The following is a 15,436-nucleotide window of genomic DNA, read 5'->3' as shown; positions in this document are numbered from 1 at the left end:
AGATGAATCAAGATGAATGTATGGGATTCTCATTTTATGACGCCTGTCACCGAGGTGGAGGGCCGGCGCCTGGCCCTGAGCAATCTGGACAAGGTCCTGTACGCCGCCACCGGCACCACCAAGGGCGAGGTCCTGCACTATTACGCCCGTACGGCGGCCCCTCTGCTGGCCCATCTCGCCGACCGTCCCGTCTCCTTCCTCCGCTATCCGGACGGCCCCGACGGGCAGCTCTTCTTCACCAAGAACCCGCCGCCCGGCACCCCCTCCTGGGTACGGGTCGCCGACGTACCCCGTAAGACCGCCGACACCGGGAGACAGGTGGTGGTGGAGGGTCTGGCGGCACTGATGTGGGCGGCGAACCTGGTCGTGGAGTTCCATACGCACCAGTGGCGGGCCACGGCGCCCGAACGCGCCGACCGGCTCGTCTTCGACCTCGACCCCGGAGCGCCCGCGACCGCCCTGGAGTGCTGCGCGGTGGCGCTCTGGCTGCGCGGGCGGCTGCGTGAGGACGGACTCGACGCGTATGTGAAAACCTCCGGGTCCAAGGGGCTCCATGTGCTCGTACCGCTGGTGGAGACGGCTTCCCCGGAGGTCTCGGCGTACGCGAAGGGGCTCGCCGTCGAGGCGGAGGCGGCGCTGCCGGGGCTGGTGGTGCACCGGATGAGCCGTGCGCTGCGGCCGGGGCGGGTCTTCGTCGACCACAGTCAGAACGCCGCCGCGAAGACGACCGCGGCGCCGTACACCCTCCGGGCGCGCCGGGAGCCGACCGTCTCCACCCCGCTGGCCTGGGAGGAGGTCGAGAAGTGCACGGCCGCCTCGGAGCTCGTCTTCCGGCTGGACGACATCGCGGCCCGGCTGGACCGGTACGGGGACCTGCTCGGCCCCCTCGCCGCCGGTGACGGGGCCGCCCCGCTGCCCTGAACCCCGCCGCCGGGACGGACGGGGGCTCCTATACGCGCTGCCAGGTGTGGCGGTTCCTGGCCGTGGCGTAGAGGGTCTCGATGTCCGCCGGTTTCAGTACGCCGCCGAGCGACGCCAGCGCCGGGACGTCCGTCTCGCGCAGGACCCGTACGCCCGGTGGGGCCGGCAGGGCCTGCGGGGTGCGCGCCTCGACCACGGCCAGTACGGGGCGTACGGCCGTCGCCAGCGCGAGCGAGGCGCGCTCCGCGTCGCGGCGCGCCCAGCGCAGCTGCGGCAGCGCCTCGCCGCGGCCCGTGGTGACCAGCGGGTCGTCGATCCGGACGCGGCGCCCGCCGGCCGCGACGGTCCGTACGGTCAGGACTCCGCCCGGGCCGATCGCCAGGTGGTCGATGCGGGCGGCGCCCGGGAGCGGGATCGAGTGCAGGACCCGCCAGCCCGCGCCCTCCAGCGCGTCGAGCGCCGCGCCGAGGACCTCCTGGGCCGCCAGCCGCGCGCGGCGGGGGTCCTGGCGGCGCCACGTGGCCGGGAGGAACGGCAGGGGCGAGGTCCGCCCGCCGGGCGGGGAGGCGGTGTCCTCGGCGTCGAGTACGGCGTGCAGCGCCTCGCCGGGGCGGTTGGGCGCCAGGTCGTCGTCGGGGTGGAGGGAGAGCCGGTCGAGTTCGGCGGGGGTCGGCACGGGGGCCGGTCCCACGGTCACCTCGCCCGCGAGATACGGCGCCAGCGCGGCCAGTACGTCGTCGCGGCCCGCACCGGTGAGCAGATTGACCCGGCCGGTGCTCTTGTCGTACCAGGCGACGGCCCTGCCGTCGCGTCTGCTGACGTACAGCCGGTCCCGGCCCCGGCCGTACCCCGGTGTGACGCGTAATCGAGTCATGCCACCTCACCCCCCCGCGTCCATGGGAACAGCCGCCGAACCACCCGGGCAAGAGCACCGGACGGGCACCGTCCGCCCGGCCCGCCCGTTGTCGGTGGCGTACGGCACACTCTCCTCGAACACTCTCGGCCAATCCCAGGCAAGGAATCGACTCATGATCATCTTTGGCACCAAGGGGTACCTCTACCAACTGGCGATTTTGACACTGGTCTGCGGCCACTGCGGGAACCCCTCGGCACACACGCTCAGGAAGCGCGTCACCAAGTTCACGCTCTTCTTCATCCCACTGTTCCCGTTCTCCACCAAGTTCGCGACACAGTGCACGTTCTGCGGCGTGGAACAGCAGATCTCGAAGGAGCAGGCCGACCAGCTGCTCGCCCAGAGCACGGGGCCGGGGCAGGGGCAGACTCAGGGGCAGGGGTACGGACAGGGGCCGGGGTACGGGCAGCCCGGTCAGCCGGGGCAGTACGGGCAGGGCAATCCGTACCAGCGGTGAGGCGATCCGGGGTGTCGGGCCGCACGGTGCCGCATAAACGGACATAAGGCGCGCCGCCTTGCTACGTTGCGAGGCATGACCGCAACGCGGGCGGACGCTCCCCCACCCGAACGGCAGGCCCCGCGTCTCCCCCAGCGACGCGGCGTCGAACTCTCGCTGCTCCTCTGCGCCGTCCTCATCTCCGTCTTCGGTTACGTCGCCGTCGGCCTCGGCAAGGACCACGCCGTGCCGCCGGACGCGCTCGGCTACGGCGCGGGGCTCGGCATGCTCGCGCTCCTCGCGCACCTCGCCGTCCGGCTGCGCGCCCCGTACGCCGATCCGCTGCTGCTCCCCATCGCGGTGCTGCTCAACGGGCTCGGCCTCGTCCTGATCTACCGGCTCGACCTGGAGACCCCGGCCGACCGGGCGGCCCCCATCCAACTCGTCTGGTCCACGCTGGGCGTGGCGCTGTTCATCGCCGCCGTCGTCTTCCTGCGCGACCACCGGGTGCTCGCCCGGTACGCGTACATCTGCGTCGCCACGGCGCTGCTCCTGCTGGTCGTGCCGATCGCGTTCCCCGCCGTGAACGGGGCCAAGATCTGGATCAGGTTCGGCGGATTCTCCTTCCAGCCGGGCGAGTTCGCGAAGGTCCTGCTCGCCGTCTTCTTCGCCGCGTATCTCGCCGCCAACCGCAACGCCCTGACGTACACCGGCCGGAGGTTCCAGCTGCCCAGGGGGCGGGTCCTCGGTCCGCTGGTGGCGATCTGGCTGCTGAGTGTCATGGTCCTCGTCCTCGAACGGGACCTGGGCACCTCGCTGCTCTTCTTCGGGCTGTTCGTGGTCATGCTGTACGTGGCGACCGCGCGCACCGGCTGGATCGCCGCCGGGCTGCTGCTCGCCGCGGTCGGCGCCTTCGCGGTCGGCTCGCTCGAACCGCATGTCCACAGCCGCGTCCAGGACTGGCTCGACCCGTTCGCCTCCATCACCGCGGGCCGGGGCCCGGGGCAGCTCGCCCAGTCCCTCTTCGCCTTCGCCGCGGGCGGGCTGCTCGGTACGGGGCTGGGGCTCGGCCGGTCCGTCCTGATCGGTTTCGCCGCCAAGTCGGACTTCATCCTCGCGACGGCGGGCGAGGAGCTGGGGCTGGTCGGGCTGACCGCCCTCTTCCTGCTGTACGCGCTGCTCGTGGCCCGCGGCTTCCGCGCCGGGCTCGCGCTGCGCGACCCGTTCGGCCGCCTGCTCGCCATCGGCCTCTCCTCGATCCTGGGCCTCCAGGTCTTCGTCATCGCCGGCGGGGTGATGGGGCTGATCCCGCTCACGGGGATGGCGATGCCGTTCCTGGCGCAGGGCGGCTCGTCCGTCGTCACCAACTGGATCATCATCGCGCTGCTGATGCGGCTCAGCGATTCGGCCCGGGGCCCGGGCGGCGGCCCCGTGCCCGTCCCCGGGGCGACGGCCACGGCCTTCGCGGGCCCCCCGATGACCCGCTGCATCCGCCGGACCGCCGTCCTCTTCCTGGTTCTTCTCGCCACGCTGCTCGTCAACGCCGCCCGGATCCAGGTCCTCGACGCGGACTCCCTCGACCACAACCCCGCCAACCGCCGCGACACCGCGGCCCGCTACTCCCAGCAGCGCGGCGACATCCTCGTCGACGGCAGGGCCGTCACCGGTTCCAGGGACTCCGGGCAGCACCTGCGCTACGAGCGCACGTACCGGCACGGCCCGCTGTACGCGCCCATCACCGGCTACGCCTCCCAGACGTACGGCACGACGCTCCTGGAGAACGCCGAGGACCCGATCCTCTCCGGTACGAGTCCGATGCTCGCCCCGTTCCCCTTCTGGAACGATCTCACCCGGGGCCGGCGCCCCGGCGGCTCCGTCGCCACCACGGTGAAGGCGTCGGTACAGCGCGCGGCGTACGAGGGGCTGGCGGGGCGGCGCGGCGCGGTCGCGGCGGTCGAACCGTTCAGCGGCCGGATCCTGGCGCTGGTCAGCAGCCCGTCGTACGATCCGGGGCTGCTCTCGGGCACGGGTCCGGGCGTGACGGACGCGTGGGCCCGGCTGACCGGCGGGAGCGCGCAGCCGATGCTCGACCGGGCCATCCGGGGGACCTATCCGCCGGGCTCCACCTTCAAGATCGTCACGGCTGCGGCGGCGCTCGACTCCGGGACGGTCGAGGACCCGGACGCCCCGACGGAGATCGCGGAGCCGTACGTCCTGCCGGGCACCGGCACCACGCTCCCCAACGAGGCCGAGGGGTGCGACCGCGCGTCGCTGGCGTACGCGATCCAGTGGTCCTGCAACACGGTCATGGCCGGGCTGGGGGTGGCGACCGGGCTCGACGGAATGCTGGACACGGTACGGAAGTTCGGCTTCAACGACACCGGGATCAGGATCCCGTCCCGGGTCGCCGCCTCGAACTTCGACACCCGGATGAGCGACGACGAGCTCGCGCTCTCGTCGATCGGGCAGTTCGACACCCGGGCCACACCGCTCCAGATGGCGATGGTCGCCTCGGCGGTCGCGAACGGCGGGGATCTCAAGTACCCGTACCTGGTGGACCGGACACTGGCCTCGGACGGCTCCGTCGTCTCCCGTACGGGGCAGCGTTCGTACGCCCGCGCGATGCAGCCGCTCACGGCGCAGCGGCTGCGGACGATGATGATCGACGCGGTGGAGGACGGCACGGGCCGGAACGCGGCGATCGACGGGGCGACGGTCGGCGGGAAGACGGGCACGGCACAGCACGGGGTGGACAACACCGGTATGCCGTACGCCTGGTTCATCGCCTGGGCGCAGTCGGGCACGTCGGGGCGGCCGGGGGTCGCGGTGGCGGTGGTCGTCGAGGACGCGGAGGCCGATCGGGCGGACATCAGCGGCGGGGGCAACGCGGCGCCGATCGCGCGGGCGGTGATGGAGGCGGCGCTGCGAGACTAGAACCTGTTCCGGCGCGGCCGGGATGGGGATTGGGGATGGGGATTGGGGATGGAAATGGGGATGGGACGGGGATCCGAGGGGGGCTCATGAGCGCATCACCGGAAGCCGTGGAGCCGGCGGCGTCGGTGCGGGAATCCCTGGCGCGGATCGGGCTGCGTGACCCCGCGCTGGGCGCCTTCATCGACGTGTGGGGCGAGGAGGCGGTGGACCGGGCGGAGCAGGTCGGCCGGTCGGACCGGGCGGGCCGGGAACTGCCGCTCGCGGGGGTGCCGTTCGCGGTGAAGGGGCCGTCCGGGATCCGGTCCTGCGCGGCGGGGCGGCTGATCGCGGCGGGCGCCGTGCCGGTCGGCTCGACGGCGGTGCCGGGGCCGGGCACGTACTGGCAGACCTGGGGACTGGGGCGGCACGGCCGTACGGTCAACCCGTACCGCGCGGACCGTACCCCCGGCGGCTCCTCGGCCGGGTCCGCGGTGGCGGTCGCCGCGGGGATGGTCCCCCTCGCCACCGGGAGCGACGGCGCCGGTTCCGTGCGGATCCCGGCGGCGTGGTGCGGGGTCTTCGGGCTGAAGACGACGAACGGCCTGCTGCCCTCCCCGGACCGCACGGGGCTGGCCTCGGCGGGGGTGCTGGCCGGGTCGGCGGCGCAGGCGCGGGGGTTTCTGCGGTGGGTGCTGGACAGCCACGAGGAGGTGGCCGTCCCCGTGCCCGTACCGGCCGTGTACGCCCCGGATCTCGGCTTCGCCGAGGTGGACCCGCAGGTCGCGGCGGTCGTACGGGCGGCCGTGGACCGGCTGGCGGCGGCGGGCGTCATACGACTCGGCGCGCGCCGGCCCCCGTTCACGCTGCTGGACCCGTGCGAGACGTGGAAGGCGATACGGGGCGGGGCGCGGGACGCCGCGGCGGCGCGGGCGGCGGAGGTACGGGCCGAGAACAACCGCAGGCTCGATGCCCTGTTCGCCCGTACGCCCCTGCTCCTCACCCCGGCCACCCCGAACCGCCCGCATGGCCACGAGGGCCCGGGCGAGCTGTACTCGACGGCGCTGACCTGGGCGTTCAATGTGAGCGGGCATCCGGCGGCAAGCATTCCCGCGGGGTTCACGGCGGACGGCTGCCCCGTGGGGCTGCAACTGGTGACGGAACGAAGGACGGAAGCGGCGCTGCTCACCGTCGCCGAGGCGGCCGAGGCGGCGCTCGGGCGCTGACCCGGGCCCTGCGGCCCTGCGGCCCTGCGAGCCCCTGTGTTCGCGGGCAACTCAGGCCTACGCCGGCGACTCGCGCCTACGCCAGCGGCTCGCGCCGCTCCCGCCACTGCGCCGGCACCGAACCCGTCCCCGTACGGGCCGCGACGATGCCCGCCGTGATGGCGCAGGTCGTGTCGGAGTCGCCGAAGCCCTCCGCCGTGGCCCAGAGCGCGGCGGTCAGGTCGTCACGGTGCCGGGCCGCCGTCCAGACCGCGAAGGGGACCGTGTCGTCGGCGCGGATGCGCAGCCCGCTGCCGAGGAGGTCCGCCGCCTTGCGGGGCTCGGTGGTGAAGGGCAGCTCCGCCGCGCGGGCCAGGCCGTCCCGTACCGGGCCCTCCGGGGTGGCGCGGGCGACGGCCGCCACGGTGAGTTCGCACCGTACCGACAGGGCCGCCGCCACGGCGACCGCCACCGCGCCCGCGACGCCCTGCGGGTGGGCGTGCGTGACCTCGGCGGACAGGACGGCCTGACGTGCGACATGTCCGAGGTCCCCGGCGAACCGGGCGCCGAGCGGCGCCACGCGCATCGCCGCGCCGTTGCCGAGGCTGCCGCCCTCGAAGAGGCCGGGCGCGAGCGTGCGCCAGTCCTGCGGGCGGTCGAGCAGGGCGGGGAGGAGTACGTGCATGCCGGAGCCGTAGTTGCGGCCGGAGTCCGCCGCGTACGTGCGGGCGAACGCCAGGGCCAGCCGGTCCTGTTCGACGGCGCCGTGTTCTTCGAGGACCCGGTGGAGCGCGAGGGCCATGGCGGTGTCGTCCGTCCAGGGCCACTCCAGTTCCTGAGGCGTGACCCGGGCCGCGATCTCCTCGGACGCGCGGTCACGGTCACGGAAGAGGGGGAACCAGCGTTCGCCGAAGGCGTCGCCCAGGGCGAGCCCTTCCAGGCTGCGGCGGGCGGCTGCGCGGTCAGCATCTAATCGATGGACGGTCATGGCCACCATGGTGCCGCAGTAACGGCGTTCCTTCATCCGCATATTCATCGTACCGGCGCGGATGCCCCGATTCCGTCGTTCCTACGGCCGATCTTCCCGTCCCGGGCCCGTAATACCGTAAACCGCATGCCTCGTTCATCCCTCTCCTCGACCCTTCATGCCCAGGACCACGGCGGCGAAGGACCGCCCCTCGTCCTCCTGCACGGCGCCGGCCGTTCGCTCGCGGACTGGGACGCCGTCGCGCCCCTGCTGCTGCCGCACCACCGGGTGCTCGCCGTCGATCTGCCGGGGCACGGCCGCTCCCCCGGTCTCCCGGCGCCCTGGTCGTTCGACGGCGTGGCCGACGCGGTCGGGCGGACCATGGCCGCGTACGGCATCCGCGACGCGCTGCCCGTGGGCCACTCCCTCGGCGGCCTGCTCGCCCTCCACCTCGCCGCGCCCGGCTCCTCCCCCGGCGCCGTGAACCTCGACGGCTTCTGGTGGGGCGGGCCCGCGCGCTACCCGGGGCTCGACCCCGCGACCGTCGCCGAGGGTCTCGACCGGATGCGCGGGCTGATGCGGTCGGCCGCCGGGCGGATCGCGCCCGCCGGGTACGTGGCGGAACAGGCGGCGTACGCGGGCCTGTTCGGCATCCCGTACGACCGCGCCGAGGCGACGGCCCGCGCCTCGGTGCGGGAACTGCCCGACGGCCGCGTCCAGACGCTGCCCCTGCGCGAGACGGCGCTGGAGATGTACGACGCGCTGGACGCCCTCGACGTCTTCGCGCTGCTGCGCCGCGTCCCCTCCCCGGTGCTCTGCGTACGGGGGCGGCGGGCACAGCCCCCGACGCCGGGGATGGAATGGTTCGAGGAGCTGACCGCCTCGTACGCGAAAGGCCTGGACCGGGACTTCGCGGCGCTTCCCGGGGAACGTACGGGCACCCTCCGCGTCGAGGACATCGACGCGACACACGCGATGCTGCTGGAGGAGCCGGAGGCGGTCGCCGCGCTGCTGCTCGCCTTCACGCGCACGCTCTGAACGCCCGCGCTTGGCGGCCGCGTACGGGGGTTGACGCTCTTACTGACAAGTAGTCTCATAAGAGGTGACCGCCGGTAACACCAGTGGCCGGCGCGCCCGGCCGCCCGTCAGCAGCGACCGTGAGGTGCGCCCCGCCATGACCCCCGCGACCGAACGCGACGTCCAAGCCCTCCGTGACGCACTGGGCCCGCTCCGCGACCGGGAGCAGGTCGCGGAGCGGCTCCTCGAATCCTCCGAGCGGCACTCCTTCGACCCCGGCAGGGAACTCGACTGGGAGGCGCCGCTGGAGGAGGGCAAGTGGCACTGGCCGCCGGAGCTGGTCTCGCTCTACGGCACGCCCCTGTGGCACACGATGTCCGAGGAGCGGCGGATGGAGCTGGCCCGGCACGAGGCCGCGTCGCTCGCCTCGCTCGGCATCTGGTTCGAGATCATCCTGATGCAGCTCCTGGTCCGGCACATCTACGACAAGCCCGTGACCAGCAGTCATGTCCGGTACGCGCTCACCGAGATCGCGGACGAGTGCCGGCACTCGATGATGTTCGCGAAGCTCATCCGGAAGGGCGGCACCCCGGCCTACCCCGTGCCGGGCCGGTACCACAACATGGCGCGCGTCCTGAAGACGGTCTCCACCACACCGGGCTCCTTCGCGGCCACCCTCCTCGGCGAGGAGATCCTCGACTGGATGCAGCGGCTGGCCTTCCCCGACGAGCGGGTCCAGCCCCTGGTGCGCGGGGTGACCCGGATCCATGTCATCGAGGAGGCGCGCCACGTCCGGTACGCGCGGGAGGAGTTGCGGCGCCAGATGGTGTCCGCCCCGCGCTGGGAGCAGGAGTTCACCCGGCTCAACTGCGGCCAGGCGGCCCGGGTCTTCTCCGTCTGCTTCGTCAACCCGCAGGTGTACGAGAACGTCGGACTCGACCGCCGCACGGCCGTCGCCCAGGTCCGGGCGAGCGGACACCGCCGCGAGGTCATGCAGACCGGCGCGAAGCGCCTGACGGATTTCCTCGACGACATCGGCGTCCTGCGCGGCCCGGGCCGCAGGCTCTGGCAGTCCTCGGGCCTACTCCCCTGAACCACCCCGGCCCGCCCCCTCGAACGCCCGCCGCTCGTCCGGAGGCTACGCCGCCGACGCGCCCGCCGCGGGCCGGAGCCACACCACCCGGGACACGCACCCGTCCCCCCGCCCGAAGCAGCGGGCCACGTTCTCCGGCGCCACGAGCCGCAGCCCACCACCGCCGTCCACCCGTGCCACTTCGACCAGACCGTCCTCGTGCGCCAGCCCCCAGGCCACGACGGCCGCGTCCCGGCCCAACTCACCCTCGCTGTCGCGGTACTCCACGACGACGGCGAAGAGGCGGGGCGCGGTGTCGTGCACGAGTTCGTACAACTCCCGCTCGAAATCGAACGAGTCCAGGGCGGAGTCCTGCGGCGATACGGTCATCACGATCCCCTTTGGTAGACACACCCGTCCGCCCGACCGGGACGCGGCGGAGCACGGCGGAGCGAAGACGCCTTGCGGCGTGGCCACTCGCTGTGGCGTGCTTCACACCGTAACGACGTCACTATGATTCATCTACCTGACCGAGGAGAGAGCATCCAAATGAGTGAGGGAGAAAAATGCGCCCCAAGAACCTTCCCGCCACGGTGCGGCAGCGTCGCCTCGGCTCCGAACTGCGCAGGCTCCGCCAGCAGGCCGAGCTGACCACAGCCCAGGCGGGGGTGCTCGACGGTTCCTCGCAGCCCCGGATCAGCAGCATCGAATCGGGCCGATACGCGGTGGGCGCGGACCGGGTCCGATCCCTGGCACGGAGCTACAGCTGCACGGATGAGGCGTACATCGAGGCACTCACGGAGATGACCGGAGGACGCACGCGCGGCTGGTGGGACGAGTACCGCGACCTGCTACCACCCGATGCAGTCGACCTGGCCGAACTCGAACACCACACCACCTCGATGAGGACCTCATCGCTGGGCCACTTGCCGGGATTGCTCCAAACCAGGGCCCACGCCCACGCCGTCATCAGCGCTGCCGTACCGTCGTTCGCCCCGCACGAGGTGGAACACCGGGTCTCGTTCCGGATCAAGCGCCAGGTGGCGGTGTATGGAGAGAACCCGAAGCCGCTGAGGACCATCCTCCACGAAGCCGCCCTGCACATGGGTTTCGGTGGCCCCGAGGTGGTTCGCGAGCAGCTCAAGCACCTGCTCAAAGTGAGCGAGTTGGAACATGTCACGATCCTGGCCATCCCCTTTGGCTCAGGCACGTTCCCCACAGCCGGGATCGGCATCTACTACATGTCCGGAGCGGTCCCTGCCCTGGACACCGTCCAGCTCGACACCGAACAGGGTGCCGCGTTCCTCGATGCCCAACCTCAGTTGGCGAAGTACCGAGCCGTTCTGGACCGCGTTGAGAGTTGTACGCTCGGACCAGCGCAGTCCAGAGATCTGATCCGCCGCGTCGCAGCAGACCTGTAAGGAAGGGAAGACACGTGGCCGCCCTCCACTGGCAGAAGTCCTCCTACAGCCCGGAGGCGAACGGCTGCGTCCATGTCGCCGCTGCCGCCGATGGCAGCATCAAGCTCGTCGAGAGCGACGACCCCGACGTCATCCTCACCACCACCCCCGCAGAACTCCACGCCTTCATCCTCGGCGTCAAAGCCGGAAGGTTCGCCAACTCCGTTACCAAAAAGCGAAGTTGAGTAAGCAACCGCCTCTCGTGCCACACCGTCACCACTGCTGAGAGGCACCCTTTCGAGGTGCCTACAGCAGGAAGGCACAGCACGTCAGATGTCAAGCAAGAGACCCTTCAAGCAGGTTCTGGCGACGGCCGACGCGGCCGACACCAACCCCGTGTCGAACCAGGCGACCGGGCAGTGCCTGGCCGTTCCCGGCGGTAGCAAGGACAACGGGACCCAGGTGATCCAGTGGTCCTGCAACTCCGCGGCGGACCAGAAGTGGTCGTTCAAGTAACCGCGCCGCGCCTTCCCGAGGTCGTCCGACACCTGACCTGACGGTGGACGAGGGCCGGCGCCGGGCCGCGGGTGCGGCCTAAGGGGGCTCCTCAGGGCGGAGGCGTACCGGAAGAGACGGTTGTCGACCGTACGCGTCCCGTCCCGTGCACGAGGGGTGACCAGGGCGGACCGGTGGAGTGCCGCATGCCGTGGGGCCCCGCCCGCCTGGGAAACTGGGGGCGTGAGAAGCGAAGACACCCCCTTCACCGGTGGGCCGCTCGACGGGCGGGTTCTGCCCGTGCTGACCGGGCCCACCGGGAATCCGCCGAAGTGGTACGAGGTACCCGTTCCCGATGCCGCGGGCGGGCCACCCACCGTGTACGCGTACCGGCGCGAGCCCGCCGGGTACACCAAGCGGCTCGGGATCCAGCGCGGCTGGAAGTACGTGTACGTGCCCGAGGGGCGCGGGCAGCGGGGCCCGAGGTGGCCGTGGTCGAAGCCGGGCGGATCCACGGAGGGCACCTCTCAGGGGTGATGCCGTTGCGCCATGTCGCGCATTGGTGAGGTTTTCTCATCATCTGACGTCCCGTCATCTCTTAGTACTGGACACCTCGTCCAGCAACCGGAGGTGATGACGTGCCAGGGAGAGTACTGCGATCCGTCTGTACGGCGGCGCTGGCCACCGCGACCGTCCTGGCAGCGGTGGCCCCCGTGTACGCCGCGCCGGAACCCCCGCCCACGCCCGTACCGGTACCTGTGCCGTCGGTACCGGGCGCTTCGGCAGGCGGTGCCCTCGGTGCGGTTCCCACCACCGTCTCCGGGCTCCTCGGCCGCCTCCAGCTCCTCTACCAGCAGACCGAGCAGGCGAGCGAGGCGTACAACGCCACCGAGGTCGAGCTGATCCGGCAGCGCGTCGAGGCCAGGAAGCTGACCGAGGACCTGAACCGGGCGCGGGCCGCGCTGGAGCGGAGCCGGGGGGACGCGGGGCTGCTGGCGCGCCGCCAGTACCAGGGGCAGTCCGACCTCTCCGACTACCTGCAACTGCTCCTCTCCCCCGACCCGGGGCACATCCTCGACGACGGCTATCTGCTGGAGCGCGCGGCGCGCTTCCGGGCCGGCACGATGCGGGGACTGTCCCGCGGTGAGCATCGGGCCGCCGCGCTCGCGAGCGCGTCCCGTACGGCTCTCGACCGCCAGCGGGAGCTGGTGGAGCGGCAGAAGAAGCAGCGCGACACCGTCGGCTCCCGGCTCCGGCAGGTCGAGAAGCTGCTCGCCTCGCTCAGCGGTACGCAGCTCGCCTCGATCGCCGCGCTGGAGAAGTCCGGTACGGAGCGGGCCCAGCGGGAGCTGATCGACTCCGGCGTCCTCGGGGACACCGTCGGCGCGGCCGGTGCCCCCGGCGCCCCCGCCGCCTCGTCCGCGACGCCTTCCGCGGCGGGCAGCCTGGCGCTGGAGTTCGCCGCCGGGCAGATCGGCAAGCCGTACGAGTGGGGCGCCGAGGGACCCGGGTCGTACGACTGCTCGGGGCTCACCTCGGAGGCGTGGGCACAGGCCGGGCACCCCATCCCCCGGACCAGCCAGGAGCAGTGGCGCGACCTCCCCCGGATCCCGCTGGACCAGCTGCGCCCCGGCGATCTGGTGATCTACTTCCCGGAGGCCACGCATGTCGCGATCTACCTCGGCGACGGGATGGTGATCCAGGCGCCGCGCCCCGGCGCCCACGTCAAGGTCTCCCCCATCGCGGCCAACCCGCTGCTGGGCGCCGTACGCCCGGACCCCGGCGCCGCCCCGCTGGCCCCGGGCGTGTACGTCCCGCCGCCCTTGCCGGAAGGGGCGGCCGAGGGCTCCGACCTTGGTTACGGGGGAAGTTGAGCGGAGGTGCCGGTTCTGCCGCTACGGCGTCGAGCGGATCGGCGAGCGGCGCCGAGCCCGACGGCCTCCCCACCATCCCGGCACTGCCGCAGTAGATCCGGCATTTGCTGCGGCAGTGTCGTGACGAACCGGCCGGCTACGGAACCCGATAAACCGACCTCGAAACGGAATGGCTGCTACAAGCCGGCCGGGTGCGGGTCAGCCGTCGTTGACCGCTGTCTTCGCATCTCCGCATCTGACGAGGGTGTCCGTAGGGGAGTTGTAGGTGCACGCCTGGAAGTCCAGCACACTTCCCTTGGCACCGTAGGCGTTCGTGCTGGAGTCCTCGTAGAAGTCTTTGTTGCAGGTGACCATCGTGCCCGCGCCTTCGGGGTTGTAACACAATCCCGTGCGATAGAGCTGCCAACTCGAACCGTCCCAGAGGTAGTTGGCCCACACCACGGCCGCCGAGTAGCCGTCCGACGCGGTGTCCTCGACGATGAACTTGTCACCGTACTTCACGAAACACCCCACCGCCCCGGTCGCTGTGGCACAGACCTGGTCGGCCGCGGGACTCGCCGCGGGCCCCGTGGCCGACCGGGGCACCGTGATGGGTGAGGTGGTCGAGACGCCGTCGGACGATGAGTTGGCCGAGGCCCCGGGGGCCAGGACCGGGGCCGATAGGACCATGCCGGCGACGAGGCCGAGTACGGTGAAAACGCGCTTCATGACACACTCCTTGACGTGTGGATCGTGCAGTGGCTGCCGAGCGGGCGCGGGTACGCGCCATGAACGCGGGGAGGCTCGGTCGGTGAGCGGCTCTCCGCCGCAGCGCTTCCGCCACCGGACCTCGCACGGCTCTTCACCGGGCCCCTCCCTCTACGCTCAGGGTGCAGGGCATCCGGTCGAATAGCGTTAGCACTGAGGGCACACCTATTTGGCGATGCGTCTACTCGGCGACGCCTCGGGCTCGGTGGCCGTCACGGCCTCTCAGGGCGTGCTCGACGCCGCTTCCGCCAGGTACGCGTCCGTCTTCTCCGGGTCGTAGAAGAAGTTCTCGAAGTCCGACGGGTCGTCGAAGCCGTTCGCGAAGCGGTCGGCGACCCGCCGGAGCCGTTCCCCCGCGCCGATCAGCCCGAGGACATGCTCCGGCGCGGGGCCCAGCATCGCGTTGGTCCACTTGGTGGCGTGCCGCGCCACGTCCCAGAAGCGGTCGAACGCCGCGCGCATCCACGCCTCGTCGAACGGCCGGTCACCGTGTCCGACGATCGAGTCCAGGTACGAGGCGGCGCACTTCGCGGCCGTGTTGGAGCCCTGGCCGGTGATCGGGTCGTTGGCCACGACGACGTCCGCGACGCCGAGGACGAGCCCGCCGCCCGGCAGCCGGCCGACCGGATCGCGTACGGTCGGCGTGTACCGCCCCGTCAGGGTGCCGCCGGAGTCCGTCAGCTCGGCCTTCGTGGCGCGCGCGTGCTCCCAGGGGGTGAAGCGCTCCATCAGCTCCAGCGTGAGGGCGAGATGCTGGGCGGGGCGCCGGACGCCCCGGAAGACGTCGAGCGGCCCTCCCGGGATCCCCTCCCAGAAGAGGATGTCCGCGCGGCCCGAGGTGGTGAGGGCCGGCATGACGAAGAATTCACCGACGCCCGGCACCAGGTTGCAGCGCACCGCCTCGACCCCGGCGTGCTCGGGGCGCGGCGCGATCCCGTGGACGTAACTGACCGCCAGCGCGCGCTGCGGGGCGTCGTACGGGGAGCGGGCGGCGTCGCGGGCGAACATCGAGACCAGCTCGCCCTTGCCCGCCGAGACCAGCGACAGGTCGTACATGCGGGAGAAGTAGTCCAGGTCGGAGACGGCCGCGCCGTGGATGACCAGCTGGCCGCCGCGCAGCGCGAAGGTCTCCAGCCAGCCGGCCATCTTGACGCGCTGGTCGACGGATTGGGCGTACCCGTTCAGCCGGCCGACCCAGTCGACGGCGCGTGAGGAGTCGGGGGCGGTGACGGAGACGCCGAGGCCCTCGATCCTCGGCGCCTGCGCCTCCCAGAAGTTGAGGCGGAGATCCCGTTCGTGCTGGAGCGCCGTGTCGAACATGCACTGTGTGGACATGACCCGGCCGGAGCGGATCTCGTCCGGCGTGCGGTTGGACATCAGCGTGACCTCGTACCCCCGTGACTGGAGTCCGAGGGCGAGCTGGAGCCCTGACTGACCGGCTCCGACGATGAGGATCTTCCGCATGGGCGGCGCTGTCTC

16 protein-coding genes and 1 pseudogene are annotated in these 15,436 nt (G+C 71.9%); 12 read left to right on the top strand and 5 right to left on the bottom strand.

Annotation, left to right across the window (positions count from 1 at the left end):
- Positions 1-36 precede the first annotated feature (36 nt).
- Positions 37-921 (top strand): non-homologous end-joining DNA ligase, encoded by an 885-nt coding sequence (gene ligD, locus AB0P17_RS36930; RefSeq protein WP_365818244.1) that lies wholly within the window; start codon positions 37-39, stop codon positions 919-921.
- A gap of 28 nt (positions 922-949) precedes the next feature.
- Here ligD and AB0P17_RS36925 read toward each other — a convergent pair whose 3' ends face one another.
- Positions 950-1,795, bottom strand: coding sequence for a nuclease-related domain-containing protein (locus AB0P17_RS36925; protein ID WP_365818242.1), 846 nt, complete (start codon positions 1,793-1,795; stop codon positions 950-952).
- Positions 1,796-1,949: 154 nt separating this feature from the next.
- On the opposite strand from AB0P17_RS36925, the gene AB0P17_RS36920 reads away from it, so the two are divergent.
- From AB0P17_RS36920 to AB0P17_RS36905, 4 genes and pseudogenes are all read left to right on the top strand, one after another.
- The gene (locus AB0P17_RS36920; protein ID WP_365818240.1) at positions 1,950-2,291 is read left to right on the top strand and encodes a zinc-ribbon domain-containing protein; all 342 of its coding nucleotides are present in this window, start codon (positions 1,950-1,952) and stop codon (positions 2,289-2,291) included.
- Positions 2,292-2,366: 75 nt separating this feature from the next.
- Positions 2,367-3,683, top strand: a pseudogene (locus AB0P17_RS36915) (FtsW/RodA/SpoVE family cell cycle protein); the annotation flags it as partial.
- Between the two features lie 63 nt (positions 3,684-3,746).
- Positions 3,747-5,204 carry a penicillin-binding transpeptidase domain-containing protein gene (locus AB0P17_RS36910; protein ID WP_365818282.1) on the top strand — a complete coding sequence of 486 codons (1,458 nt, stop codon included), beginning with the start codon at positions 3,747-3,749 and terminating at the stop codon, positions 5,202-5,204.
- Positions 5,205-5,290: 86 nt separating this feature from the next.
- Positions 5,291-6,406, top strand: a complete 1,116-nt coding sequence (locus AB0P17_RS36905; RefSeq protein WP_365818238.1) for an amidase — start codon at positions 5,291-5,293, stop codon at positions 6,404-6,406.
- Positions 6,407-6,482: 76 nt separating this feature from the next.
- Here the strand turns inward: AB0P17_RS36905 and AB0P17_RS36900 are convergent, their stop codons facing one another.
- Entirely contained in the window at positions 6,483-7,373 is an 891-nt protein-coding gene (locus AB0P17_RS36900) for an ADP-ribosylglycohydrolase family protein (RefSeq protein WP_365818280.1), read from the bottom strand.
- A gap of 126 nt (positions 7,374-7,499) precedes the next feature.
- Between AB0P17_RS36900 and AB0P17_RS36895 the strand changes: the two genes are divergently transcribed.
- Complete coding sequence (locus AB0P17_RS36895) at positions 7,500-8,390, top strand: alpha/beta fold hydrolase (protein WP_365818236.1); 891 nt, start codon at positions 7,500-7,502, stop codon at positions 8,388-8,390.
- Positions 8,391-8,526: 136 nt separating this feature from the next.
- Positions 8,527-9,462 carry a diiron oxygenase gene (locus AB0P17_RS36890; RefSeq protein WP_365818278.1) on the top strand — a complete coding sequence of 312 codons (936 nt, stop codon included), beginning with the start codon at positions 8,527-8,529 and terminating at the stop codon, positions 9,460-9,462.
- A 45-nt stretch (positions 9,463-9,507) separates the two neighbouring features.
- Here AB0P17_RS36890 and AB0P17_RS36885 read toward each other — a convergent pair whose 3' ends face one another.
- Positions 9,508-9,831 carry a hypothetical protein gene (locus AB0P17_RS36885; RefSeq protein ID WP_365818234.1) on the bottom strand — a complete coding sequence of 108 codons (324 nt, stop codon included), beginning with the start codon at positions 9,829-9,831 and terminating at the stop codon, positions 9,508-9,510.
- A 176-nt stretch (positions 9,832-10,007) separates the two neighbouring features.
- Here AB0P17_RS36885 and AB0P17_RS36880 point away from each other — a divergent pair, with 176 nt between their 5' ends.
- From AB0P17_RS36880 to AB0P17_RS36860, 5 genes are all read left to right on the top strand, one after another.
- Positions 10,008-10,862, top strand: coding sequence for a helix-turn-helix transcriptional regulator (locus tag AB0P17_RS36880; RefSeq protein WP_365818232.1), 855 nt, complete (start codon positions 10,008-10,010; stop codon positions 10,860-10,862).
- 14 nt (positions 10,863-10,876) lie between these two features.
- Positions 10,877-11,086, top strand: coding sequence for a DUF397 domain-containing protein (locus AB0P17_RS36875; protein ID WP_365818230.1), 210 nt, complete (start codon positions 10,877-10,879; stop codon positions 11,084-11,086).
- Positions 11,087-11,174: 88 nt separating this feature from the next.
- Positions 11,175-11,357 carry an RICIN domain-containing protein gene (locus AB0P17_RS36870; RefSeq protein ID WP_365818228.1) on the top strand — a complete coding sequence of 61 codons (183 nt, stop codon included), beginning with the start codon at positions 11,175-11,177 and terminating at the stop codon, positions 11,355-11,357.
- A 222-nt stretch (positions 11,358-11,579) separates the two neighbouring features.
- Entirely contained in the window at positions 11,580-11,873 is a 294-nt protein-coding gene (locus AB0P17_RS36865; RefSeq protein ID WP_365818226.1) for a hypothetical protein, read from the top strand.
- Between the two features lie 101 nt (positions 11,874-11,974).
- Complete coding sequence (locus AB0P17_RS36860; protein ID WP_365818224.1) at positions 11,975-13,210, top strand: C40 family peptidase; 1,236 nt, start codon at positions 11,975-11,977, stop codon at positions 13,208-13,210.
- Between the two features lie 198 nt (positions 13,211-13,408).
- Here AB0P17_RS36860 and AB0P17_RS36855 read toward each other — a convergent pair whose 3' ends face one another.
- Entirely contained in the window at positions 13,409-13,918 is a 510-nt protein-coding gene (locus AB0P17_RS36855) for a hypothetical protein (RefSeq protein ID WP_365818222.1), read from the bottom strand.
- Positions 13,919-14,179: 261 nt separating this feature from the next.
- A complete protein-coding gene (locus AB0P17_RS36850; protein WP_365818220.1) occupies positions 14,180-15,421 on the bottom strand; it encodes a styrene monooxygenase/indole monooxygenase family protein in 1,242 nt (413 codons plus the stop codon).
- Positions 15,422-15,436: the final 15 nt, after the last annotated feature.

The organism is Streptomyces sp. NPDC088124, from assembly GCF_040685895.1.
Lineage (GTDB): Bacteria > Actinomycetota > Actinomycetes > Streptomycetales > Streptomycetaceae > Streptomyces.
The sequence above is the reverse complement of the archived record's forward strand: the minus strand, read 5'-3'. Positions and strand labels throughout refer to the sequence as shown.